This window comes from Rhodoferax sp. GW821-FHT02C08 (assembly GCF_059421805.1).
On the sequence record NZ_JBWKVR010000011.1, the window covers coordinates 1 to 22,879 of the forward strand.

At 61.8% G+C, this 22,879-nt stretch carries 22 protein-coding genes; 17 read left to right on the forward strand and 5 right to left on the reverse strand.

What is annotated here, in order from left to right; translation table 11 throughout:
• Positions 1-294: 294 nt before the first annotated feature.
• Positions 295-483 (reverse strand): hypothetical protein, encoded by a 189-nt coding sequence (locus tag AC07VY_RS14625; protein ID WP_495097749.1) that lies wholly within the window; start codon positions 481-483, stop codon positions 295-297.
• Between the two features lie 23 nt (positions 484-506).
• Between AC07VY_RS14625 and AC07VY_RS14630 the strand changes: the two genes are divergently transcribed.
• The 3 genes from AC07VY_RS14630 to AC07VY_RS14640 are packed head-to-tail and all read left to right on the forward strand — an operon-like array spanning position 507 to position 4,470.
• Positions 507-1,754: an acyl-CoA dehydrogenase family protein gene (locus AC07VY_RS14630; RefSeq protein ID WP_495097750.1), complete on the forward strand. Its 1,248-nt coding sequence runs from the start codon at positions 507-509 to the stop codon at positions 1,752-1,754.
• 25 nt (positions 1,755-1,779) lie between these two features.
• Positions 1,780-3,033 (forward strand): SfnB family sulfur acquisition oxidoreductase, encoded by a 1,254-nt coding sequence (locus AC07VY_RS14635; RefSeq protein ID WP_116607046.1) that lies wholly within the window; start codon positions 1,780-1,782, stop codon positions 3,031-3,033.
• Positions 3,034-3,036: 3 nt separating this feature from the next.
• Positions 3,037-4,470, forward strand: a complete 1,434-nt coding sequence (locus AC07VY_RS14640) for an LLM class flavin-dependent oxidoreductase (RefSeq protein WP_495097751.1) — start codon at positions 3,037-3,039, stop codon at positions 4,468-4,470.
• A gap of 259 nt (positions 4,471-4,729) precedes the next feature.
• Here the strand turns inward: AC07VY_RS14640 and AC07VY_RS14645 are convergent, their stop codons facing one another.
• Complete coding sequence (locus tag AC07VY_RS14645; RefSeq protein ID WP_495097752.1) at positions 4,730-5,467, reverse strand: hypothetical protein; 738 nt, start codon at positions 5,465-5,467, stop codon at positions 4,730-4,732.
• Between the two features lie 651 nt (positions 5,468-6,118).
• Here AC07VY_RS14645 and msuE point away from each other — a divergent pair.
• From msuE to AC07VY_RS14685, 8 genes are read left to right on the forward strand one after another with little or no spacing between them, the layout of a single operon-like run.
• Positions 6,119-6,706: an FMN reductase gene (gene msuE, locus AC07VY_RS14650; RefSeq protein ID WP_495097754.1), complete on the forward strand. Its 588-nt coding sequence runs from the start codon at positions 6,119-6,121 to the stop codon at positions 6,704-6,706.
• A gap of 28 nt (positions 6,707-6,734) precedes the next feature.
• Positions 6,735-7,865, forward strand: coding sequence for a dimethylsulfone monooxygenase SfnG (gene sfnG, locus AC07VY_RS14655; protein ID WP_495097755.1), 1,131 nt, complete (start codon positions 6,735-6,737; stop codon positions 7,863-7,865).
• Positions 7,866-7,877: 12 nt separating this feature from the next.
• A complete protein-coding gene (locus AC07VY_RS14660) occupies positions 7,878-8,792 on the forward strand; it encodes an ABC transporter ATP-binding protein (RefSeq protein ID WP_495097756.1) in 915 nt (304 codons plus the stop codon).
• The gene (locus AC07VY_RS14665; protein ID WP_207776344.1) at positions 8,792-9,688 is read left to right on the forward strand and encodes a branched-chain amino acid ABC transporter permease; all 897 of its coding nucleotides are present in this window, start codon (positions 8,792-8,794) and stop codon (positions 9,686-9,688) included. The genes AC07VY_RS14660 and AC07VY_RS14665 overlap by 1 nt, the downstream gene beginning before the upstream one ends.
• Positions 9,685-10,698 carry a branched-chain amino acid ABC transporter permease gene (locus AC07VY_RS14670; protein WP_495097757.1) on the forward strand — a complete coding sequence of 338 codons (1,014 nt, stop codon included), beginning with the start codon at positions 9,685-9,687 and terminating at the stop codon, positions 10,696-10,698. Before AC07VY_RS14665 ends, AC07VY_RS14670 begins: the two co-directional genes overlap by 4 nt.
• 41 nt (positions 10,699-10,739) lie before the next feature.
• Positions 10,740-12,056, forward strand: coding sequence for an ABC transporter substrate-binding protein (locus AC07VY_RS14675; protein ID WP_495097758.1), 1,317 nt, complete (start codon positions 10,740-10,742; stop codon positions 12,054-12,056).
• Positions 12,057-12,066: 10 nt separating this feature from the next.
• On the forward strand, positions 12,067-12,819 hold the full coding sequence (locus AC07VY_RS14680) for an ABC transporter ATP-binding protein (RefSeq protein ID WP_495097759.1): 753 nt from the start codon (positions 12,067-12,069) through the stop codon (positions 12,817-12,819).
• A 51-nt stretch (positions 12,820-12,870) separates the two neighbouring features.
• Positions 12,871-13,224, forward strand: coding sequence for a FlxA-like family protein (locus AC07VY_RS14685; RefSeq protein WP_495097760.1), 354 nt, complete (start codon positions 12,871-12,873; stop codon positions 13,222-13,224).
• 45 nt (positions 13,225-13,269) lie between these two features.
• Here the strand turns inward: AC07VY_RS14685 and cysK are convergent, their stop codons facing one another.
• The gene (cysK, locus tag AC07VY_RS14690; protein ID WP_495097761.1) at positions 13,270-14,244 is read right to left on the reverse strand and encodes a cysteine synthase A; all 975 of its coding nucleotides are present in this window, start codon (positions 14,242-14,244) and stop codon (positions 13,270-13,272) included.
• Positions 14,245-14,472: 228 nt separating this feature from the next.
• Between cysK and AC07VY_RS14695 the strand changes: the two genes are divergently transcribed.
• The 4 genes from AC07VY_RS14695 (at position 14,473) to AC07VY_RS14710 (ending at position 17,510) form a co-directional block, all read left to right on the forward strand.
• Positions 14,473-15,300: an ABC transporter substrate-binding protein gene (locus AC07VY_RS14695; RefSeq protein ID WP_495097762.1), complete on the forward strand. Its 828-nt coding sequence runs from the start codon at positions 14,473-14,475 to the stop codon at positions 15,298-15,300.
• Between the two features lie 68 nt (positions 15,301-15,368).
• Positions 15,369-16,064 (forward strand): amino acid ABC transporter permease, encoded by a 696-nt coding sequence (locus tag AC07VY_RS14700; RefSeq protein ID WP_495097763.1) that lies wholly within the window; start codon positions 15,369-15,371, stop codon positions 16,062-16,064.
• A 16-nt stretch (positions 16,065-16,080) separates the two neighbouring features.
• Positions 16,081-16,773 carry an amino acid ABC transporter permease gene (locus AC07VY_RS14705; protein ID WP_495097764.1) on the forward strand — a complete coding sequence of 231 codons (693 nt, stop codon included), beginning with the start codon at positions 16,081-16,083 and terminating at the stop codon, positions 16,771-16,773.
• Positions 16,770-17,510, forward strand: coding sequence for an amino acid ABC transporter ATP-binding protein (locus AC07VY_RS14710; RefSeq protein ID WP_495097765.1), 741 nt, complete (start codon positions 16,770-16,772; stop codon positions 17,508-17,510). The genes AC07VY_RS14705 and AC07VY_RS14710 overlap by 4 nt, the downstream gene beginning before the upstream one ends.
• Before the next feature lie 134 nt (positions 17,511-17,644).
• Here AC07VY_RS14710 and AC07VY_RS14715 read toward each other — a convergent pair whose 3' ends face one another.
• Entirely contained in the window at positions 17,645-19,687 is a 2,043-nt protein-coding gene (locus tag AC07VY_RS14715) for an SPFH domain-containing protein (RefSeq protein ID WP_495097766.1), read from the reverse strand.
• A gap of 442 nt (positions 19,688-20,129) precedes the next feature.
• On the opposite strand from AC07VY_RS14715, the gene AC07VY_RS14720 reads away from it, so the two are divergent.
• Together AC07VY_RS14720 and AC07VY_RS14725 are read left to right on the forward strand one after the other, a co-directional pair.
• Positions 20,130-21,062: a CysB family HTH-type transcriptional regulator gene (locus AC07VY_RS14720; RefSeq protein ID WP_495097767.1), complete on the forward strand. Its 933-nt coding sequence runs from the start codon at positions 20,130-20,132 to the stop codon at positions 21,060-21,062.
• Positions 21,063-21,207: 145 nt separating this feature from the next.
• Positions 21,208-22,590, forward strand: coding sequence for an MFS transporter (locus AC07VY_RS14725; RefSeq protein ID WP_495097895.1), 1,383 nt, complete (start codon positions 21,208-21,210; stop codon positions 22,588-22,590).
• 13 nt (positions 22,591-22,603) lie between these two features.
• Here the strand turns inward: AC07VY_RS14725 and AC07VY_RS14730 are convergent, their stop codons facing one another.
• Positions 22,604-22,810: a heavy-metal-associated domain-containing protein gene (locus AC07VY_RS14730; protein ID WP_495097768.1), complete on the reverse strand. Its 207-nt coding sequence runs from the start codon at positions 22,808-22,810 to the stop codon at positions 22,604-22,606.
• Positions 22,811-22,879 lie beyond the last annotated feature (69 nt).

Below are 22,879 nucleotides of genomic sequence, written 5' to 3' on the forward strand. Positions count from 1 at the left end.
GGGGCCTTGCAGGTCCACGGTTTCTATGGTCAGGGGGGCGCCTGCTTTCCAGGCGACTGCGGCTTTGGTTTTCATGGTGTGTGTCTCTCTTGCGGTCTACGCGCGGGAATGAAATATGGACGCGAATGTAATGCTGCGCCGGCCCGCGCCGCGCTGCAATCGGGCCCATCCAGCATGAATGGCCGTGTTGGGGCGCAACTTGGCCGGATTGCACCCCTGCCAAGCATTTGCTATATAAAACATAGCTACTCGCGCAGGTAATTCGTGCGCCAGAGCCCTAAAACACTTGAATTTTCAGAACGCAAACCCCACAGCCGCCACTGCTGCCAGCGCAGCACCTGGCCCGCAGTCTGCTGCAAAACCAGCAGCAGCAGTGCGCCACACAGCCCCTAAGCCCTTGATTTTGTTCATAAAAATATTGGCACAGTCCTGGCATATATGGAATATGCGACCAAACCATTGCGGCTTCAATGCAGTGGGCATATCAACATTCCAGGAGAACCGCCATGAACCCCCATCCCACGCCGGCCACCGCTGCTTGGAGCCCCTACGACCACCCCACCCTGGCCGACAAGTTCCGCCCCATCTTCCAGCGTATCGCCGACACCGTGCTGGAACGCGAGCGCACGCGCACCCTGCCGTTTGAACCCATCACCTGGCTGAAGCAGGCCGGCTTTGGCGCGGTGCGGGTGCCGGTGGAGCACGGCGGCGGCGGCGCGTCGATTCCGCAGTTGTTCCAGCTGTTGATCGAACTGTCGGAGGCCGACTCCAACGTCACCCAGGCGCTGCGCGGACATTTCGCGTTTGTCGAAGACCGGCTCAACGCCCCGGCCAGCGCGCACCGCGACCTGTGGCTGCAGCGTTTTGTGGCGGGCGAGCTGGTGGGCAACGCCTGGTCGGAAGTCGGCAGCGTGGCGATTGGCGATGTCATCACCAAGGTGTCGCAGAAGGACGGCGAATGGGTGGCCAATGGCCGCAAGTTCTACAGCACCGGCAGCATCTTTGCCGACTGGATCGACCTGTACGCGCGCCGTGCCGACAACAACGCAGACATCATTGCCGCCGTCAGCACCCACCAGCCGGGCGTGGTGCAGCAGGACGACTGGGACGGCTTTGGCCAGCGCACCACCGGCAGCGGCACATCGGTGTACACCGACGCCAAGATTGCCGAAGAAAACATCTTCCCCTTCGAGACCCGCTTCAAGTACCAGACCGCCTTCTACCAGCTGTTCCACCTGGCCACGCTGGCCGGCATTGGCCGCGCCATCGAGCGCGACGTGGCCCAACAGGTGCGGGATCGCCAGCGCGTCTACAGCAACGGCAATGCCTCGCACGTCAGCCAGGACGCGCAAATCCAGCAGGTGGTGGGCCAAATCTCGGCCCTGGTCTATGCCGCCGAAGCCACGGCCCTGCGCGCCACCCTGCCCGCCCAGCGCGCATTTGAAGCCCGGCTGCAGGGCGACAACCCCGAGGCCGAGCGCCAGGCCAATATCGACGCCGAGATCGAATCTGCCCAGGGCCAGATCGTCGTGTCCGAGCTGGTGCTGCGCGCCGGTACCGACCTGTTCAACGCGCTGGGCGCATCCGCCGCCAGCACCAGCAAGTCGCTGGACCGCCACTGGCGCAACGCCCGCACCGTGGCATCGCACAACCCCATCGTCTACAAGTCGCGCATCGTGGGCGACTGGCGCATCAACGGCACCGAGCCGCCCTACGTCTGGCAAATCGGCAACGGCACAGGCCGCAAGGTTTGAGTCAAACATCTTCCAAGGAATCACCATGAGCACTGCCACCCTGGACCGCCCCCGCGTCAACTCCACCGCGCCGTTCACCGCCCGCCCCCGCCCCAGTCAACCGGCCCACGTGATCCGCGATGATGCCGAAGCCATCACCGTGGCGCACCGCCTGGCGGCCGAGTTCCGCACCGAATCCGCGCTGCGCGACCGCGAAGGCTTGCTACCACTTTCAGAGCTGGACGCGTACTCGCAAAGCGGGCTGTGGGGCATTAACGTACCCAAAGCCTATGGCGGTGCGGGCGTCTCCTACGCCACGCTGGCGCAGGTGATACGCATCCTGGCCGAGGGCGATTCCAGCCTGGCCCAGATCACGCAAAACCACCTGGCCCTGGTCGCCCATATCGGGCTGGATGGCACGCCGGCCCAGCAGGCCGAGCTGTTTGGCCTGGTGCTGCAAGGCATACGCTTCGGCAATGCGTTCTCGGAAAAAAACAGCAAGAACGTGGCCGCGTTCGAAACCACCTTCAAGATCGAGGGTGACACCGCTGTGGTGAACGGCCAGAAGTTCTACACCACCGGCGCGCTGCTGGCACACATCGTACCCATCGTCACGGTAGACCCGCTGGAGGGTAAGGGCTACCTGGCTTTTGCCGACCGCAACGCCGACGGCCTGACGGTGCTGAACGACTGGTCCAGCTTCGGCCAGCGCACCACAGCATCCGGCTCGATCCAGATCGTCGATGTGCGCGTGCCGCTGAGCCGGCTGGTACCCGTGGCAGCGTTTGACCGCCCCACGGCAGCGGGCGCGATTTCGCAGATCATCCAGGCCGCGATCGACGGCGGCATTGCCGCCGGCGCGATTGCCGAGACCATCGCCTTCGTGAAGAACCGCAGCCGCCCCTGGATCGACAGCGGCAAGGAAACCGCCGCCGAAGACCCGTTCACCATCAGCGCCATCGGCGACCTGACGCTGCGCCTGCACGCCGCCGAGGCCCTGCTGGAGCGAGCCGGCCGCGCCATCGACCTGGCCCTGGCCGAGCCGAACGAGGCCACGGTCAACGCCGCCACCCTGGCCACCGCCGAAGCCAAGGTGCTGACCACCGAAGCCGCGATTGCCGCCACCAACAAGCTGTTTGAACTGGCCGGCACCCGCTCCACCCTGGCCGAGCACAACCTGGACCGCCACTGGCGCAACGCCCGCGTACACACCCTGCACGACCCGGTGCGCTGGAAGTACTACCACCTGGGCAACTACCACCTGAACGGTGTGCACGCTCCACGCCACGCCTGGAGCTGATGGATGGGACGGCACATTCGCTTCAACGCGTTCGAAATGAACTGCGTGGCCCACCAGTCCCCCGGGCTGTGGGCCCACCCGCGCGACAGGTCCTGGGAATACAAGGACCTGCGCTACTGGACCGACCTGGCCAAGACGCTGGAGAAGGGCTTCTTCGACGGCATCTTCATCGCCGACGTGATCGGCTACTACGACGTCTACAAGGGCAGCAATTACCACGCGCTGCAACAAGGCGCGCAGATCCCGGTGAACGACCCGCTGCAGCTGGCCGCGCCCATCGCCATGGTGACCGAGCACCTGGGCATAGGTATTACCGCGTCCACCTCGTTCGAACACCCCTACACCTTTGCGCGCCGCCTCTCCACCGCCGACCACCACACCCAGGGCCGCCTGGGCTGGAACATCGTCACCTCCTACCTGGAGAGCGGCGCCAAGAACATCAGCCAGGGCGGCCTGCGCCGCCACGACAACCGCTACGAAGTGGCCAACGAATACGTGGAGGTGCTGTACAAGCTGCTGGAAGGCAGCTGGGAGGCCGATGCCGTGGTGCGCGACCGCGCCAAAGGCATCTTCGCCCACCCGGAAAAGATCCACGAAATCGCCCACAAGGGCAAGTACTTCGACGTGCCCGGCTACCACCTCAGCGAGCCCTCGCCGCAGCGCACACCGGTTCTGTACCAGGCCGGCGCGTCCGGCCCCGGCAAAAGCTTTGCGGCCCAGCATGCCGAATGCGTATTCGTCGCCGCGCCCACGCAGAACGTGCTGAAAAACTATGTGCGCGACGTGCGCGCACAGGCAGCCATTGCCGGGCGCGACCCGCGCAAGCTACTGGTCTACAACCTGGTGACCGTGATCGTGGACGAGACCGACGCCAAGGCGCAGGCCAAGTTCGAGGAATACCAGCGCTACGCCTCCTACGACGGCGCGCTGGTCTTCATGTCCGGCTGGACCGGCATCGACTTCGGCCAGTACGCGCCCACCGAACTGGTGCGCAAGGTGGACACCAACGCCATCCTGTCGGCTGTGGAAGTGCTGGCCGGCGGCGACCGCTCCTGGACCATCGAGGAATTGGCGAAGTGGGGCGGCGTGGGCGGCCTGGGCCCGGTGTTCGTAGGCTCGGCCGCCACCGTGGCCGACATCCTGCAACAGTGGGTGGAAGCCACCGATATCGACGGCTTCAACCTGGCCTACGCCATTGCGCATGAGACCTTTGAAGACGTGGTCACCCACCTGGTGCCCGAGCTGCAGCGCCGCGGCGTCTACCCCTCGGCCTACAAGCCCGGCACGCTGCGCGAAAAGCTGTTTGGCGACGGCCCCCTGCTGCCCGCCACACACCCGGCGCAGCAGTATCGTGATATTGAAAAGGTGAAGAGGGAGGGTGGGCAAAGAAGCGCGCCAGCGGCGGCGGAGACAGAGCGGGAGGCTGCTCTGTCTTAAACCGTCACATTGGCGTTTGCTTCGTTTTTGATAGCTACCAGCGCAGGGCTCTTCTGCGCTGGTGGCTATTTTTTCTTTGTGACTTGGACTCTTGGCTAACGATTGGCACAGTGGTGATTCAGCCTGCATGTTGGTACGAACCACAGCAGAGCCCACTTCAGATGTCGGACATTTAAGCAGCAGACGCTTCCCCAACAGCCAAAAAATAGGTCAGTTTTTAAGCATGTGGAGGAGTCCATTTACGACCAGTTAAACCGTATTACACCCTCGCCAAAAGCTCTGCAGACAATCCGACGTGGACTTCCGACAAGGCATCGCTCACAGTCTTGATATACAGGTCGAATCTCGGGACGCTACGGAAATTGCTGCCAAGAAGCCCACCATGGACACTCCAATTTCGCATGAGATAAATCAGCAAAGGCATATCTAGCGCAGAGTAGCTTCCTGTCATAACAGCGGCGGCGATTAGTTTCCCTGTGGCCATATTCTGGTACTGAATGGGGGTGTACTTTTCGTGTAGAACTTGAAGAATAGGAAGTGAGGTTCCGATTGGATGTCCGGGCACAGTGGACACAGTCGGCGTTGCGAGAATTTGGTGTAATTTCGCCAGAAGGCCCGTCATCGCCGCGGACAAGACGCCAGAATTTGCATAAAACAACCTGAATCTATCCAGCTCAGTTCTTGGGGGCGTTGAAACAAAAAACGACACAACGGAATTCCGCGAGAACAGCGCATTTATCCCTGACCATGCAAGGTTAAATCGGATCATTTCGGATACGCTGTGTGTCTTTGGTGACTTATTCATCAGCCGACTGTCGTAAGCGATTGGCTTCATCGAAGCGGCACGACGAGTCCAATCAGATGAAATACCAAACGCTATCCGAAGTTCAGATTCAATCGCCGTTGGCTGATTGGGATTGGAGCACTTGGCTGTAACTGCCTTGGCGCACGCACTGTATGCCTTGCCCGCAGCTTGTAGATTCTTGATTGTTGACATTAGGACACTCTACCTGCACGGGTTAATGAATCTGGACCGCAAAACCTGCGGGACAAAAAATCGCTACGGTATCTATTGGCCATTCAAATATCCTGAAGGTAGTTTGCAGACTGGTTGCTCAACAAGGTCCCGGACAAATATCCAGTTATAAAAAGCTCCACCCGACCTCGCAGAGCTTGCGTAACCATCTTATCCGTCCAATGCGAACTTGAAGTACCACAAACAGGTAAAAACAACTGTTGGTAGGTAAGTGAATTGCATCACTACATGTCGCCCACGCCAAAGCATGGCGGCCGCCTATTCAGCAGCCAGTCTTCTCCCGTGTCAATGAATCAGCCTAATGGTTCGGCAAAGGCCGTCCCACAAGCTACCGGCTCGCAATGCATCTTGCTGCCGACGCAGCAACATCACCCACTACTGCTGCCCCAACAGCATCCAAAAACAGCATATGCATGCGCGCAAACCGACTATGGCGCAGGCACTGCTGCTGCAGCAGCAACACATCCGCAGCCTGTTGAAAACCCAGCACAAGCAGCACCTGAAAAACACCCTAAACCCTTGATTTAAATCAATATTTCTTCTGGCACGCCATTCGCATAGAGCCACTGTGCTGCAAATAGGTTGCGGCTTCCAAACAGAGGTCCTATCAACATGGTGAAGAAACTCAAAGTCGTGGCTGTATCCGGTGGTTTGCAGCGCCCCTCCCGCACGCTGGTGCTGGTACAAGAATTGTTGGCCGCGCTGGGCGATGCCCTGCCTATCGACGTGCATCTGATCGAGCTCGGCAACATCGGCCCGCAGTTCGCTGGCGCGCTGTACCGCAGCCAGCTGCCGGCCCATGTGGAGGCCGAAGTGGCCGCCATCGAATCCGCCGACCTGCTGATCGTGGCCAGCCCCGTGTACCGGGGCTCGTACACAGGCCTGTTCAAGCACCTGTTCGACTTCGTGCACCACGAGGCGCTGACCGATGTGCCGGTGCTGCTGGCCGCCACCGGTGGCAGCGACCGCCATGCGCTGGTGATCGACCACCAACTGCGCCCGCTGTTCAGCTTCTTCCAGTCGCGCACGCTGCCGATTGGCGTGTACGCGGTGGAGAAGGACTTTGACGGCTACGAGATCAGCAGCCCCGCGCTGCGCGACCGCATTGCCCTGGCGATTGCCCGCGCCGTACCCCAGCTGTCGCACCGCGCCACTCCCGATGAAGTGCCTGCCACAGCTGCAGAAGCCGTCGCCGCCTGATCCACCCCTAACGCACAGGAGTCTTCCCATGAGCAATGCATCCAGCACCCCACCCGCAGAAGTCAAGTTCGCCTACTGGGTACCCAATGTCAGTGGCGGCCTGGTGGTCAGCACCATCGCGCAGCGCACCGACTGGAGCCTGGAATACAACCAGAAGCTGGCGCAGACGGCCGAGAAAGCCGGCTTTGACTACGCGCTGAGCCAGATCCGCTTCACCGCCGGCTACGGCGCCGAGTACCAGCACGAATCCGTGTCCTTCAGCCAGGCGCTGCTGCATGCCACGACCAAGCTGAAAGTGATAGCCGCCATCCTGCCCGGCCCCTGGAACCCGGCCGTAGTGGCCAAGCAGATCGCCACCATCGACCACATCTCCAGCGGGCGCATTGCCGTCAACATGGTGAGCGGCTGGTTCAAGGGCGAGTTCCAGGCGATTGGCGAACCCTGGCTGGAGCACGACGAGCGCTATCGCCGCACCAACGAATTCATCCGCGCGCTCAAGGGCATCTGGACGCAGGACAACTTCAGCTTCAAGGGCGACTTCTACCGCTTCACCGACTACACGCTGAGCCCCAAGCCGGTACAAAAGCCGCACCCGGAAATCTTCCAGGGTGGCAGCTCGCGCGCGGCACGCGACAACGCGGCCAGCGTGTCCGACTGGTACTTCACCAACGGCAACACGCCCGACAAGCTGAAGGAACAGATCGACGACATCCAGACCAAGGCCGCCAAGAACGGCCACAAAGTGCGCATCGGCGTGAACGCCTTCGTCATCGCCCGCGACACCGAGGAAGAAGCTAAGGCTGTGCTGGCCGACATCATCAAACATGCCCATGTGGAAGCCGTGCACGCCTTTGGCGACGCGGTGAAGCAGGCCGGCAAGGCATCGCCCGAAGGCGAAGGCAACTGGGCCAAGTCCACGTTTGAAGACCTGGTGCAGTACAACGACGGCTTCCGCACCAACCTGATCGGCACGCCGCAGCAGATCGCCGAGCGCATCGTGGCGCTGAAGGCGATTGGCGTGGACCTGGTGCTGACCGGCTTCTTGCACTTCATCGAAGAGGTGGAGTACTTCGGCCAGAAGGTGCTGCCCCTGGTGCGCGCCCTTGAAGCAGCCCAGGCAGAAAAGCAGGCCGAGCCTGCGCTGGAAGCCGTGGCCTAAGGACTGCACAACATGCCCAGCGCCAGCCTAGGCCTGGACCGGCTCACACCGGTCTCGCCGCCACCGATCACCACGCTCAGGCAAAGCACCGAGCGGCCCCGCCCGGCGCGGCCCGCCCACACGGCGCCCGCCGCTGCCACGGCAGCGACGCCCGTGCTGCGGCTGGAAGACATCCATCTGTCTTTTGGCGGCGTGACCGCGTTGGCCGGCGTGGACCTGTCGATTGCGGCCGGAGAAATCCGCGCCGTGATCGGGCCGAATGGTGCGGGTAAAAGCTCGCTGGTGAATGTGGTCAGCGGCCTGTACCGGCCCGACCAGGGACGCATATGGATAGGCGGCAAAGACTTCGCCCAGGTGCCCACGCCACAGCTGGCGCGGCTGGGCGTGGCCCGTACTTTCCAGAATCTGGCGCTGTTCAAGGGCTTGACGGTGCGCGACAACATCGTGATGGGGCGGGTCGACACGGTGCGCTCCACGTTCATCGAGCAATGGATAGGCCTGGGCCGCGCACGGCGCGAGCGTGACGACGCACAGGCCCGCACCGACGAGATCATGGGCTTCCTGAGCCTGCACAGCGTGCGCGAGCGCCTGGCGGGCACCCTGCCCTATGGTCTGCAAAAACGGGTGGAGCTGGCACGCGCTCTGGTGGCGCGCCCGCAACTGCTGTTGCTGGACGAACCCATGGCCGGTATGACCGTGACCGAGAAGAGCGAGATGGCGCATTTCGTGCGCGCCGCCCGCGACCAGTTTGGCACCACCATCTTGTTGATCGAGCATGACATTGGCGTGGTGCTGGCCTTGTCGGACCGCGTGGCGGTACTGGACTACGGCCGCAAGATCGCCGACGGCACACCAGCCGAAGTGCGCGACGACCCAGCGGTCATTGACGCCTATCTGGGCGTAGCCCATGCAGAAGAAAGCCTGTGATGGACGGATTTGATTTCGCCTTTTTTGCCGAAGTGCTGGTCGGCGGCCTGCTCTCCGGTGTGATGTATTCCCTGGTGGCGATTGGCTTTGTGCTGATCTACAAGACCTCGGGTGCTTTGAATTTTGCGCAAGGTGCGCAGCTGCTGTTTGCAGCGCTGACCTTTGTGAGCCTGGTGGAACGCGGCATCAGCTTTCCGCTGGCGCTGCTGGCCACTTTTGCACTGATGGTGCTGCTGGGCCTGGCGGTGGAGCGCGTAGTGCTGCGCCCGCTGGTGAACCAGCCGCCCATTACCCTGTTCATGGCCACGCTAGGCCTGTCGTATGTAATCGAAGGCGCGGCCCAGATGCTGTGGGGCACCCAGGTCCATGCGCTGGACCTGGGCATTGCCGACGAACCGCTGGAAGTGTGGGGCATTCTGATCTCCACCTTCGACCTGTTTGCCGCTGCCATTGCCGGCACCATGGTGGCGCTGCTGTCGGCATTCTTCCGCTACACCCATGTGGGCCTGGCCTTCCGCGCCGTGGCCGACGACACCTATGCAGCCATCGCCGTAGGTCTGCGCCTGCCGCGTATCTGGGCCACGGTATGGGCCACCGCCGGCACCATCGCACTGGTGGCGGGCCTGCTGTGGGGTGCCCGGCTGGGCGTGCAGTTTTCGCTGTCGCTGGTGGTGCTGAAGGCGCTGCCGGTGCTGATGCTGGGCGGCTTTGACTCCATCTTGGGCGCCATCGTCGGCGGCCTGCTGATCGGTGCGCTGGAGAAGCTGGCCGAGGTGTATCTGGGCCCCTTCGTCGGCGGCGGCATTGAAAGCTGGTTTGCCTATGTCGCAGCACTGGCCTTTTTGCTGGTGCGCCCGTCCGGCCTGTTTGGCCAGAAGCTGGTGGAGCGCGCATGAGCGAGGCTGCATTCCCCGCCAAGGCTTGGGGCGCACCATTAGCCTTGCTATTGGTCGCCTATGGCGTGGTGCCCGCGCTGGGCAGCGCCTATTTGTTCGACGCCATCCTGATCCCGTTCCTGGCGCTGTCGCTGGCGGCCGTGGGGCTGAACCTGTTGACGGGCTACGCCGGCCAGTTGTCACTGGGTTCGGCCGCCTTCATGGCCGTGGGCGCATTCGCGGCATACAACTTCAACCTGCGCCTACCCGGCCTGCCGTTGTTGGCCAGCATCGCACTGGCGGGCCTGTCGGCTACCGCCATCGGCCTGATGTTTGGCCTGCCCAGCCTGCGTTTGCGCGGCTTCTACCTGGCCGTGTCCACACTGGCAGCGCAGTTCTTTGTGCAGTGGGCTTTGACCAAGTTCAGCTGGTTCACCAATGACAACGCATCCGGCGTGATCGACGCACCGCCGCTGCAGGTGCTGGGCTTCAGCTTTGACACACCCGTGGGCCGCTACCTGTTTGCGCTGACCCTGGTGGCAGCGTTGACGGCCCTAGTCTGGCGCCTGGTGGGTACGCAGACCGGGCACAACTTCATCGCCATCCGCGACAACGAGCTTGCGGCCCGCGTGATCGGTGTGCCGGTGCTGCGCACCAAGCTGCTGGCGTTTGCGATTTCGTCCTTCATCGTGGGCGTAGCCGGTGTGCTGTGGGCCTTTGTGTACCTGCGCACGGTGGAGCCTGCGGGCTTCAACCTGGACCGCTCGTTCCAGATTTTGTTCATTGTCATCATCGGCGGCCTCGCCACCATACGCGGGGCTTTTCTGGGTGCCGCGCTGATCGTGGTGTTCCCGCTGCTGCTGTCACGCGTGGGCGCCCTGCTGTTTGGCGGCTGGTTCGACTCCGGCGTACTCGACATGACCCAGCGCATCGTGCTGGGCGCACTGATCATCTTTTTCCTCATCGTGGAACCGCTAGGCCTGGCCGCCCTTTGGCATCGCGCACGGAAGAAGTTGTCTCCGGCTGTCTGAAAACAGCATTTCAATTCAAAAATACACGGGAGTTTTCATCCATGTCTTTCATCAAAAACCTGCGTACCGCGGCCATTGCTGCGACGCTGGCCATCAGCAGCCTGCAGGCGGCCCAGGCCGACGAACAATTCTTTCCGCTGCAAAGCTACCGCGTCGGGCCCTATGCTGCCGGCGGCACCGGATTCTTTGGCGGCTTCATTGACTATCTGAACCTGGTCAACACCCGCGACGGCGGCGTGGGTGGCGTCAAGCTCACCTGGGAAGAAGGCGAAACCCAGTACGAGGTCGAACGCGGCGTGGAGGTGTACGAGCGCCTGAAAACCAAACCCGGCATCGCCGCCTGGAACCCGCTGTCGGTCGGCATTGCCTACGCGCTGATCGACCGCGTGACGGCCGACAAGGTGCCCCTGCTGACCATCAACCACGGCCGCACCGACACCACCGACGGCCGCGTCTTCAAATACATCTTCCCGCTGCTGCTCAACCCCTACAGCGAAACCTCAGGGATAGTGAACTACATCGCCGGCAAGGTGGGTGGTGAAGACAAGCTCAAGGGCAAGAAGATCGTGGTGCTGTACCACGGCTCGCCCTACGGCAAAGAGACCATCCCAATTTATGAGCTGCTGGCCAAGAAATACGGCTTCACGGTGCAGCAAATCGAAGTGCCACACCCTGGCAACGAGCAGCAATCGCAGTGGCTGACCATCCGCCGCGCCAAGCCCGATTACGTGGTGCTGCGTGGCTGGGGCGTGATGAACCCGGTGGCGCTGAAGACCGCGCAGAAGACCGGCTTCCCGGCCGACCACATCATCGGCAATGTGTGGTCCAACTCCGAAGAAGACGTGATCCCCGCTGGCGACGCCGCCAAGGGCTATGTGGCCATCACCAGCGTGGCCGCCGGCACGCAGTTTCCCGTGGTGCAGGACATCGTGAAGACGGTGTACGACGCCGGCAAGGGCAATCTGGAAGACAAGAAGCGCATCGGTACGCGCTACCACAACCTGGGCATTTTGAACGGCATCCTGAACGTGGAAGCCATCCGCATCGCGCAGGCCAAGTTCGGCAAACGCACGCTGACCGGTGACGAAATCCGCTGGGGCCTGGAAAACCTGAAGATCGACGAAGCCCGCGCCGCCGCACTGGGTGCCAAGGGCTTGTTCCATTCGATCAACGTGACCTGGGACAACCACGAAGGCGATGGCCGCGTGGCGTTCCAGCAGTGGGATGGCAGCAAATGGAATGTGGTGTCCGACTGGATCGCCCCCGACTGGAAACTACTGCGCCCCATCATTGAAAAGTCGTCCCTGGCCTACGCCAAGGAAAAGAACATCAAAGTGCGCACCAGCATCAACGATTGAAACCCACACCATGCTGCAGATTGATGCTGTCGAAGCGGTTTACCAAAATGCCATCGCGGCCTTGCATGGCGTAAGTCTGGACGTACGGGCAGGCGAAATCCACGCCTTGCTCGGGGCCAACGGCGCAGGCAAATCGACCACGCTGAAAGCCGTATCCAACCTGCTGCCAGCACAGCGCGGCAAGGTGACTGCGGGCAGCATCGTGTTTGACGGGCATGACGTGGGCCGGAGCAGCCCGGCCGCGCTGGTGCGGCTAGGGCTGGTGACGGTACTCGAAGGACGGCACTGCTTTCGCAGCCTGACGGTAGAGGAAAACCTGCTGACCGGCGGCCTGGGCCGCAGCGCCAGCCGGGCCGAGTTGGCCCAGGATCTGGAGCGCGTCTACGCCATCTTTCCGCACCTGCGGGACAAGCGCCGCGCCCAGACCGGGCTGACCTCCGGCGGAGAACAGCAGATGACAGCCATTGGCCGCGCGCTGATGTCACGCCCGCGCCTGCTGGTGCTGGACGAACCGTCCATGGGCCTGGCGCCCCTGGTGGTGCAAGACATCTTCCGGCAGCTCAAAAGGCTGAACCAGGACGAAGGCTTGACCATTCTGGTGGCAGAGCAGAACTCCACTGTCGCCCTGCAATATGCAGACCGGGCCACGGTACTGGACACAGGGGTAGCCGTACTGACGGGCACCACCGCAGAGCTACGGCAGCGCTCGGATATCCAGTCGTTCTACTTTGGTGAGGCCATAGCGGAGGAATTGGCAGGCTAATACCGCCCATTTCATCCTCAAGTCCGCGCGCTGGCGGCCGATAAAGTAGGCATGAACGTCTCATCCATCAGCGCAACGTCGTCCTCCGCCTCGTCAGGCAGCGGGACTTCTGACGCCATCGCCAAGCTGCAAAAGCAGATCCAGGCAGTGACGACCGAGTTGAAAAACCTGGCCGCCAGCGACATGGATGCCAAGGCCAAGGAAACCCAAAGCCAGTTGCTGCAGAATGAAATCCAGATGCTGCAGGCGCAAATCGCCGCCCTGCAACAGCAGCGCCAACAAGCTGACGCGTTGAAAATCCAGAAAAATTCCAAGCCAGACGCAGCCGACGCTGCTGCGCAAGCGCCAACTGCGCCCAAAAAACGTACGCCGGGGCTGGGTGAGTTGATCGACACCTACGCTTGAGGCATATCTGAGGCCCCTGCCTCAGAGCCGGTCCCTCAGCAGCGGCTATACAGCGGCGCCAGTCGCGTCAAAAACACCTTCAAACAAGGCCGAGCTCAGATAGCGCTCACCCGAATCCGGCAGCACCACGACGATGGTTTTGCCCTCGCTCTCCGGTTTATTGGCCCAGCGCACAGCAGCGGCCACGGCGGCGCCGCAGGAAATGCCGGACAAGATGCCCTCCTCGCGCGCCAACCGCCGCGCATAGTCCAGCGCCTCGTCGTTGCTGACCTGCTCTATGGCATCCACCAGCGACAGGTCCAGCACATCCGGCACAAAGCCCGCGCCTATGCCCTGGATCTTGTGCGGTGCGGGTTTCAGCTCTTCACCGGCGCGCTTTTGCGTCAGCACCGGGCTGGCCGATGGCTCCACGGCCACCGAAATAATGGCCTTGCCCTGGATCTGCTTGATGTAGCGCGACACGCCGGTGATGGTGCCGCCGGTCCCCACGCCCGACACCAGGATGTCAATGCGGCCATCGGTGTCCTGCCATATTTCAGGGCCGGTGGTGGTGGCGTGGATGGCCGGGTTGGCCGGGTTCTGGAACTGCTGCAGCAGCACGTATTTGGGGTCGCTGGCCGCTATTTCCTCGGCCTTGGCGATGGCGCCCTTCATGCCCTTGGCGCCCTCGGTCAGCACCAGCTTGGCGCCATAGGCCAGCAAAATTTTGCGCCGCTCAATGCTCATGGTCTCGGGCATAGTCAGGGTGATGGGAATGCCTTTGGCTGCCGCCACAAACGCCAGGGCAATACCGGTGTTGCCGCTGGTGGGCTCCACGATCTCCTTGCCGGAGCCTAGCAAACCGCGCTTTTCCGCGTCCCAGATCAGTGCCGCGCCGATACGGCATTTGACCGAATAGGCGGGGTTACGGCCCTCGATCTTGGCCAGCACCGTGGCCTTGGCACCATCGGTAATGCGCTTGAGGCGGACCAACGGCGTGCGTCCTATGGACAAGGAGTTGTCTGCGTAAATCGCGGTCATGGTGGGCGTGCTCCGTGGTGAAAAAGACCACTTTAGGATCAAAGCGTGGTGGCTCCAACGAAGAAAAAATCAGTTTCATACAAGCTGTATGTATGAGAACCTGACTACGGCCTACTGCCACATCGCTTATGCGTTTTTCCATCTTGAATATCGCCATTCATTCGTTCACAGCATGTGGAGGCATGCCTACAGTCGGCCTCCTCATTACTTCTCTGAGCGAACCACACAATGCCATTCCGTCCTGCCGCAATCATTGCCACCGCACTCGCTGCGACCCTGTTGTCCCACGCCGCAATGGCCGACCAATTGGATGACATCAAGAAAAAAGGCGAGCTGGTCATCGGCGTACTGGGCACCGACGAACCCAACAGCTTTGTCGATCCCAAGACCCGCGAGATCGTCGGCTACGAGGTGGACATCGCCAGCGCCATCGCCAAGAAGATCGGCGTCAAGCCCGTGTTCAAACAGCTGGCCGTGGCCGCCCGTATTCCCGAGCTACAGCAAGGTCGGGTGGACATCCTGGCCGCGTCGCTGACGCATAACAAGGAACGTGAAGCGCAGGTGGACTTTTCTCTCACCACCTTCGTCACCGGCCAGAAGGTGCTGGTGAAGACCGCTAGCGGTATCAACGACCTGCCCCAGTTGGGCGGCAAGAAGGTGCTGACCGTGAAGGGCGGAACGCAAGAGCCAAACATCCGCAAGGCCGTGCCTGGCGTGGATGTGGTGACCTTTGAAACCACGCAGCAGGCCTTTCTGGCACTGCAGCAAGGCAAGGGCGTGGGCTATGTAAATGACGAGGCCTCGTTGGTCAACGACTACGCCAAGCTGGGTGCAGCCAAGAAGGACTACGCCATCCTGTCGCAAAGCATCAGCGTGGAGCCCCTGGCCCTGGGTCTGAAGAAAGGCGAAAAGAGCCTGAAGACCACGGTGGACGGCGTGCTGCGTGAACTGGAAAGCTCGGGCGAAGCCGACAAGCTGTTCGTCAAATGGTATGGCCCCGCCACCAAGCTGCAGTTCGACAAGCGCAGCTTCAAGATCGATAGCGACCAAATCTAACCGCGATTTTTCGTGCCTGTCCGCACCACCTCTGCACGGGGTGGTGCGGATTCTTTTTATAGCTGCACATGCTGAATTTTGATCTGAACCTGCTGCTGACCGGCCAGTACCACGATTGGCTGCTCAGTGGCCTCGTGCTGTCACTGCAGTTGGCCAGCATCACCCTGGTGCTGGCGCTGCCGCTGGGCATGGTGGTCGCCCTGCTGCGCCTGTCGCCCTTTCGCTTGCTGCGCAGCCTGGGCTGGCTGTATGTGGAGAGCATCCGCAACGTGCCGCTGTTGGCGCACCTGTTGTTCTGGTACTTCGGCGCACCCGAGTTGCTGCCCGACCCGGTAAAGGAATGGCTGTACGCCGGCAATATCGAGGCGCTGAGCGCCATCGTCGCGCTGACGCTGTACACGGCAGCCTATATGGCCGAAAACATACGCAGCGGCATACGCGCCGTACCCACGGTGCAGACCGAGGCCAGCCGCGCACTGGGTTTTGGCTTCATCGCCACCATGCGCCTGGTAGTACTGCCGCAAGCGCTGCGCGTGACCATACCGCCACTGCTGTCGCAAACACTGAACCTGTGGAAGGACACCAGCGTGGCCACCGTCATCGGCGTGGCCGAGATGATGTACCAGGCGGCCAAGGTTGAATCGGCCACCTTTCGCAGCATGGAGGCCTTTGCCTTCACCACCAGCGCCTACCTGGCGGTGGCGCTGCTGATCACCGGCCTGGGCGTCTGGTACCAGCACCGCTACCCGGTGCGTTCCATATAAGCAGGCGACCACAAGCATGTTGGAACTGATACAAACCTACTGGATTTACTTTCTGGTCGGCCAGTACCCGAACGGGCCGCTGGGCGGCCTGGCGCTGACCGTTTCACTGGCGGCGCTGGCGCTGCTGCTGGCCCTGCCGCTGGGGCTGCTGCTGGGCTTGGCACGCGTCAGCCCCTGGCGCTGGCTGCGCTGGCCCATCACCGCGCTGGTGTTCCTGGTGCGCAGCGTGCCGCTGCTGATGGTGATCTTCTGGGCCTACTTCTTCCTGCCCAGCATCACCGGCCACAAGACCGAGCAGTTCAGCACCATGCTGATGGCGCTGGTGCTGTTTGACGGCGTGTACCTGGCCGAGATCGTGCGCGCCGGTGTGCTTGGCGTGCCCAAGGGGCAGATGGAGAGCGCGCGTTCGCTGGGCTTCAGCTACCTGGCCGCCATGCGCCTGGTGATCCTGCCCCAGGGCCTGCGCCACATGCTGCCCTCGCTAGTGAACCAGTTTGTCGACTCCATCAAGGCCACCTCGCTGGGCTACATCATCGGCCTGACCGAGGTGTCCTTTATTGCCGCGCAGATCAATACCCAGGTGTTCACCCAGAGCACCCAGGTCTACACGCTGCTGGCCCTGACTTATTTTGTGCTGTGCTTCGGCCTGTCGCGCTTCGCCTTCTGGCTGGAACGGCGCAGCACCCTCTCTGTGAAAGCAAGCGCATGATCCAGTTCCAACAAGTCCAAAAATGGTATGGCGACTACCACGCGCTGGTAGACGTTTCTGAAACCATAGAACGTGGTGAAGTGGTGGTGGTCTGCGGCCCGTCGGGCTCGGGCAAGTCCACGCTGATACGCACGCTGAACCGGCTGGAGTCGATCCAGTCTGGCCAGATTCTGATCAACGGTGAGGACATCCACCGCCGGGGCGTGGACCTGAACCGCTTTCGCTCCAGCATAGGTTTTGTGTTCCAACAGTTCAACCTGTTCCCGCATTTGACAGCGCTGCAGAACTGCACACTAGCGCCGGTACGCCTGCGCGGTCTGAGCCCGGCTGCAGCTCGGGAAGAAGCCCTGGCCCTGCTGGACCGCGTGGGCCTGGCGCACAAGGCCGATGCCTACCCCAATGCCTTGTCCGGCGGCCAGCAGCAGCGCGTGGCCATCGCCCGCGCTCTGGCCATGCAGCCGCCGCTGATGCTGTTCGACGAGCCCACCAGCGCGCTCGATCCCGAGATGGTGGGGGAGGTGCTGCAGGTGATGCGTGCCCTGGCCAAGGACGGCATGACCATGGTCTGCGTCACCCACGAAATGGGCTTCGCCCGCGAGGTGGCCGACCGCGTGCTGTTCATGGACACCGGCCGGGTGCTGGAGCGCGCCGACCCGCACAGCTTCTTCAGTCAGCCGCAGCACCCACGCGCCCAGCAGTTCCTGGCCGATATCCGCTCACCGCATACGCGGGCGTGAGCGGCATATGCACAAGGATTAGCTATAAAATAAATAGCATACTGCGCAGGTACTATCTGCGCCAGTGGCACATTTCTCTCGGTTAAATCCCGGTCCCGCAGCGCAGATGCAGGCTACACATGCATTCCGCCAATTTATGAGCCCGTATGGGCTATATGCCCCGTGCGCTGATCCCTCACTAGCCCTGCAAGCAAAACGTCCACCAAGGTACCGCCCTCCTTCGACCCTCCATTCACAACTACCTCGGGTACCAGTTTCACACCTGCGGAAGCCAGTGCCTGTGCGACCTGCACGATTGCATAGTTGCCGGACTCCATGGAGTCAATCTTCTGCTTGATCACCGTCGCCTCCGCCTGCCCGACCGCCAGCGTTTTGCCGGCTTCGGCCTCGCCGGTTACCCGGATCACCTCTGCGTCCGCGCTGGCATTGATCTTTTTCGCCCGCGCAGCGCCGTCAGCCGTCTTCACGGCGGCCTGGGCAGAGAAGTCGGCAATGGCAACCTTACGCTCAGCGTCTACAACCTGCGCCTGGGTGTTGGCCAGTGCGGTGGCTTGCTCCAGTTGCTGCTTCACGCCCTGGGCTTCCATCTGGGTGTTGTAGGTAACTTTCTCTTGTTCGGCGATCTTGCGATCGGTCAAGGTTTTCATAAGGTCGGCAGGCGGGCTGATATCGCCAATCAGGGTCTCCACGGCCCCCACGTCGTAGTCCTTCAATGCGCGGGCAATAGCTTCCTTGGCATCGGCTTGGCGCTCCGTACGCTTCTTCAGAAAGTCGATGACGTCAGAACTCTGCGCAGCATTGCGGAAGTAGTTGCCAATAGTGGGCTCCAGTACCTGTGTCACCAGCGCTTCCATGCTGCCAAAGCGGGCAATGACCTTGGGGGCATCGTTACGCGGAATATGGATGATCTGGCTGACATCCAGGTTGAAGGTGAAACCGTCAGCCGAACGAACCGAAATGGTGGATAGGTTGGCGTCCAGCTTGTGGGCTTCCATTTTGCCGGTCGCCCAGTTCAGTACGACGTTCGCGGTCGGGACCACCCGCACCTTGTGGGTATAGGTATTGACCGCGTATTTTCCTGGATCGAGAACATCTACCCAGACACCTTTCTCACCGCGGCGCACCATATTGGCATGCTTGAATTCGACACCCGTCACATCGTCACCGGCCTTGCCAACGAATGCGACAACAACGCCGACCGAGGCGATAGGCACTTCGGTCATGTCGATGATCTCGACAGTCGCAAACATGGGGTTGATGAAGTAGCGTCCGGCAAGCAATACCTGCTCCTGCAGGCCCTTGGTACCACCGTTATCCACAAACGCCTGGGGGTCCTGAAACAAGTTGTGGCCGGGCACTTCGGAGCCAGCGATTTCACCGGTCTTCAAGGACGCACCTTCACGCGTCGTCACAATGCCAACCTTGTTGTCTGGCACGTCCTGCACCGCAGCCATGGAAACCTTGAACAACCGTGGATTGATCCGGTATTTGCCTTGCGGAATGATGGTCATTTGGGGACCACGCTCACCACCTTTACTCATGAAGGCCTGTGCATCTTGGAACGAATCACAGGCAACTTGCTTACCAATAATGCGACCGCCAGACAGCGCCTGCCCATCCCGCGCCTCAACAATACCAATCTTGCCCGGTTCGATCACAGTCATGGTGTCAATGTGCACCGTGAACAGCAAAGTGTTGATACGCCATGCACCAGGCGGAATAACCGACATCTGTACCCCGCGCTCACCGCCATTGACCAGGAACGCACGTGCATCCTGGAAGTTGTCGCACACAACCTGCTTGGCGATCACCCGTCCGTCGGGCAATGGCGTCCCGTCACAAGCCTCGATGACCGCAATACTGCCATCGGGAACAATCACAAACTTCACCAGTTCGATGGTGTATTGCCAGGGCCACAAGAAAAAATGCAACCCAGGCGCCAGGGTATCGGCTTGCAGGCCCGCCTCCCCCATGAGCGCCACAATTTTTCCTGGAGGCAGTTCCCGGTTGGCGCCAAACAGCACAAATTTTTTGGTGATAGTGCCAATGGAATCGTCAGGCACGATCACCACGCCAAAGAGCCGAAAGGTCCACTTGTAGAACGCAAAGAATGCCAGTATTACGGCAACGGTTAACACGACGCCTATATGGTTAAAAACGACATCATCCATGTCCATATTCATCTTTCTTGGTTGGATTTCTTGAGAGTTTCGGAGCCTTCTGAGACACCCATTCCAGGATGTCTAGATGGACGAAGGTGGATGAACGCAGCTTCGCGGTTCACCCCAAATAGTAGGCCTCCGCTAGAGGGAAAATATCGAGGCTTTGGCAAGCGCTTGGAAAACAGCCTGTACTGACAGGTTTTCAGTGTGCTCTTGCGACTATTCGAATACTTGGCCTGCGGAACGATCATGTGCTGACCTCAGTATGCACAGTTTGCCGCCCTATCCCGTCAACTCCGGCTCTACCCATCCACCATTTTGAGAAGACCCCGAAGTTCTACTTGCACCAACTCAATAGATCGATTAACTATATGGAATAAACAATTTATTCTTTTGAGAAATAATATTTACGCCAAATAATCGCCGCTGGTTTGGTTATCAGGCAGGGCTTTTCTCCATGAATTTTCAGCAATTACGCTCCGTGCGCGAGACGGTGCGGCGCGGTTTCAATCTGACCGAAGTGGCCAATGTGTTGCACACCTCGCAGCCCGGTGTGAGCCGCCAGATCCGTGAACTGGAAGAAGAGCTGGGCATTGAGCTGTTCGTGCGCGCCGGCAAGCGGCTCACCGGGCTGACAGACCCGGGCGGCCATGTGCTGCCCATCATTGAACGCATGCTGCTGGACAGCAATAACCTGCGCCGCGCCGGCGAGGAATACATGTCCCAGCAAAACGGCCAGCTGGCCATCGCCGCCACCCATTCCCAGGCCCGCTATGCGCTGCCGGCGGCGGTGCAGGAGTTCCGCACACTGTTCCCTAGCGTGACCTTCCACCTGCACCAGGGCTCGCCCGGCCAGGTGGCCGAAATGCTGCTGTCCGGCGAGGCCGATGTGGGTATTGCCACCGAGGCGCTGGACCAGTACGAAGAGCTGGTGGTGCTGCCCTGCTACCGCTGGACGCACTCGGTCATCGTGCCACCCGGTCACCCGCTGCTGGACGCACCGCTGACGCTGGAGCGCCTGACCGCCTACCCGCTGATCACCTACGACAACGGCTTTACCGGCCGCACGCGCATCAACGACGCGTTCGCCCAGCAGCAACTGACGCCGCACATCGCCCTGGCCGCCATGGATGCCGACGTCATCAAGACCTATGTGGAGCTGGGTATGGGCGTGGGCATCGTGGCGTCCATCGCCTTCGAGGCAGAACGCGACCTGTCGCTGCGCGCCATCGACGCGGGCGAGCTGTTCGGCATCAACCTGACCAAGCTGGCGGTGCGCCGGGGCAGCTATCTGCGCAGCTATGTGTACGCCTTCATCGCCTCATTTGCGCCCACGCTGACCCGCGAGGTGGTGGAGCAGGCACTGGGCCAGAACAACTTCGCCGGCTGATCTCCGTTGGCCCGCGAGCCGCGAGTACCCTAGCGGCCCATACTGTTTACGGCTTGCCGTTAGTATCGGCTGCATTCGGGTTACTACCTAGTCAAGCCCGCTACCCTTGCCCTCGGCCGCGCTGCGGGGCTTTCTGATTTCGCCCATGCCCGACCTGTCGTCCACCTCACCCACGGCACACACAGCCGCCATCAGCCAACCCAAAAGCCACGAGGTGCTGGCGCTAGTAGCCATCCTGCTGGGCGTGGTGCTCAGCGCGCTGGACACCGCCATCGCCAACACCGCCCTGCCGGCCATCGCGGCGGACTTGCACGCGCCGGCAGCCAACTCCATCTGGATCATCAACGCCTACCAGTTAGCGGTGGTAGCAACCCTGCTGCCGTTTGCCGCCCTGGGCGACCTGGTGGGGCCGCGGCGCATCTTCATCGGCGGCCTGACGCTGTTTACCGCCGCTTCGCTGGCCTGCGCGTTTGCCAGCACCCTGCCCCAGCTGGCTTTTGCGCGCGCCTTGCAGGGCGTGGGCGGCGCCGGGGTGATGAGCGTGAACATCGCGCTGATACGGCTGATCTACCCGCCCGCACGCCTGGGCCGTGGTGTGGGCATGAACGCGTTGGTGGTCGGCATCGGCTTCACTCTGGGCCCGGCGGTGGCATCGCTGGTGCTGGCGGTGGCGTCCTGGCCCTGGCTGTTTGCCATCAATGTGCCGCTGGGCCTACTGGCCCTGGCGTTTGCGTTCACTTCGCTGCCGCAATCGCCCCGGCGTGGCCATGGCTTTGACCCCTTGGCCGCCGCGCTGACCGCCGTGACCTTCTCGGCGCTGATCTTCGCCTTGGGCTCAGCCGCCCAGCGTGAGGCAGCGACGGTGGTGTTGCCGCCCCTGGGCCTAAGCCTGGTCACTGGTCTGCTGCTGTTACGGCGCCAGGCCGGCCACCCCGCACCCATGCTGCCGGTGGATCTGTTCCGCCGGCCGATGTTTGCGCTGTCCACCATCACTGCCATGGCGTCTTTCGCGGCCCAGGGCCTGGCCTTTGTGTCGCTACCTTTCTACTTTGAAGAGGTGCTGCACCGCAACCCGATCGACACCGGCTTTCTGATGATGTCCTGGCCAGTGATCGTGGCGCTGGCCGCGCCGATAGCGGGCCGCATGTCTGACCGCTACCCGCCGGGCCTGCTGGGCGGCGTGGGCCTGGCGCTGCTGACCCTGGGCATGGCGTCGCTGGCGTTGCTGCCGGACAACCCGCACACACTGGACATCGTGCTGCGCATGGCGCTCTGCGGCGCGGGTTTTGGCTTCTTCCAGTCACCCAACCTGAAGGCGCTGATGTCCAGCGCACCACCCGAGCGCAGCGGTGGCGCCAGCGGCGTGATCGGCATGGCGCGGCTGCTGGGCCAGACGGTGGGCGCCGCCCTGGTGGCCCTGTGCTTCAGCCTGGCCGGCATGCAAGGCTCCACCTGGGCGCTGTCGTTGGGCGCCGCATCAGCCGGCCTGGCGTCCATCGCCAGCTTTGCTCGACTGTGGGCTCGCTGAACCGACGCGATTACTAAACCACTAACGGGACCGGCGTATAGCCCGCGTCGCTGATGGCCTCCCGCAGGGCCTGCACATCGGCTTCGCGGCTCTCAATGTCCACGCGGTGCGCCGACAGATCGATATGCACCTGGGCGGCCTGGTCGGTGGCCTGCACGGCCTTGGTGATGGTGCTGGCGCAGTGGCCGCAGGTCATGTCTTGGACTTCGAAGCTGATCATGGAATGTTCCTCGTTGGTGGATAGATGGGCATACTGTGCACCTTCACACGATGGTAAGGTCAAGCAGGA

What these genes read in the sequence shown, in the direction of transcription:
- AC07VY_RS14705 (WP_495097764.1), top strand. Translation starts at nt 16,081, where the DNA reads ATGTTGGAACTGATACAAACCTACTGGATTTACTTTCTGGTCGGCCAG.
- AC07VY_RS14685 (WP_495097760.1), top strand. Translation starts at nt 12,871, where the DNA reads ATGAACGTCTCATCCATCAGCGCAACGTCGTCCTCCGCCTCGTCAGGC.
- sfnG (WP_495097755.1), top strand. Translation starts at nt 6,735, where the DNA reads ATGAGCAATGCATCCAGCACCCCACCCGCAGAAGTCAAGTTCGCCTAC.
- cysK (WP_495097761.1), bottom strand. Translation starts at nt 14,244, where the DNA reads ATGACCGCGATTTACGCAGACAACTCCTTGTCCATAGGACGCACGCCG.
- AC07VY_RS14630 (WP_495097750.1), top strand. Translation starts at nt 507, where the DNA reads ATGAACCCCCATCCCACGCCGGCCACCGCTGCTTGGAGCCCCTACGAC.
- msuE (WP_495097754.1), top strand. Translation starts at nt 6,119, where the DNA reads ATGGTGAAGAAACTCAAAGTCGTGGCTGTATCCGGTGGTTTGCAGCGC.
- AC07VY_RS14710 (WP_495097765.1), top strand. Translation starts at nt 16,770, where the DNA reads ATGATCCAGTTCCAACAAGTCCAAAAATGGTATGGCGACTACCACGCG.
- AC07VY_RS14665 (WP_207776344.1), top strand. Translation starts at nt 8,792, where the DNA reads ATGGACGGATTTGATTTCGCCTTTTTTGCCGAAGTGCTGGTCGGCGGC.
- AC07VY_RS14645 (WP_495097752.1), bottom strand. Translation starts at nt 5,467, where the DNA reads ATGTCAACAATCAAGAATCTACAAGCTGCGGGCAAGGCATACAGTGCG.
- AC07VY_RS14720 (WP_495097767.1), top strand. Translation starts at nt 20,130, where the DNA reads ATGAATTTTCAGCAATTACGCTCCGTGCGCGAGACGGTGCGGCGCGGT.
- AC07VY_RS14695 (WP_495097762.1), top strand. Translation starts at nt 14,473, where the DNA reads ATGCCATTCCGTCCTGCCGCAATCATTGCCACCGCACTCGCTGCGACC.
- AC07VY_RS14660 (WP_495097756.1), top strand. Translation starts at nt 7,878, where the DNA reads ATGCCCAGCGCCAGCCTAGGCCTGGACCGGCTCACACCGGTCTCGCCG.
- AC07VY_RS14715 (WP_495097766.1), bottom strand. Translation starts at nt 19,687, where the DNA reads ATGGACATGGATGATGTCGTTTTTAACCATATAGGCGTCGTGTTAACC.
- AC07VY_RS14675 (WP_495097758.1), top strand. Translation starts at nt 10,740, where the DNA reads ATGTCTTTCATCAAAAACCTGCGTACCGCGGCCATTGCTGCGACGCTG.
- AC07VY_RS14625 (WP_495097749.1), bottom strand. Translation starts at nt 483, where the DNA reads ATGCCCACTGCATTGAAGCCGCAATGGTTTGGTCGCATATTCCATATA.
- AC07VY_RS14700 (WP_495097763.1), top strand. Translation starts at nt 15,369, where the DNA reads ATGCTGAATTTTGATCTGAACCTGCTGCTGACCGGCCAGTACCACGAT.
- AC07VY_RS14725 (WP_495097895.1), top strand. Translation starts at nt 21,208, where the DNA reads ATGCCCGACCTGTCGTCCACCTCACCCACGGCACACACAGCCGCCATC.
- AC07VY_RS14640 (WP_495097751.1), top strand. Translation starts at nt 3,037, where the DNA reads ATGGGACGGCACATTCGCTTCAACGCGTTCGAAATGAACTGCGTGGCC.
- AC07VY_RS14730 (WP_495097768.1), bottom strand. Translation starts at nt 22,810, where the DNA reads ATGATCAGCTTCGAAGTCCAAGACATGACCTGCGGCCACTGCGCCAGC.
- AC07VY_RS14635 (WP_116607046.1), top strand. Translation starts at nt 1,780, where the DNA reads ATGAGCACTGCCACCCTGGACCGCCCCCGCGTCAACTCCACCGCGCCG.
- AC07VY_RS14680 (WP_495097759.1), top strand. Translation starts at nt 12,067, where the DNA reads ATGCTGCAGATTGATGCTGTCGAAGCGGTTTACCAAAATGCCATCGCG.
- AC07VY_RS14670 (WP_495097757.1), top strand. Translation starts at nt 9,685, where the DNA reads ATGAGCGAGGCTGCATTCCCCGCCAAGGCTTGGGGCGCACCATTAGCC.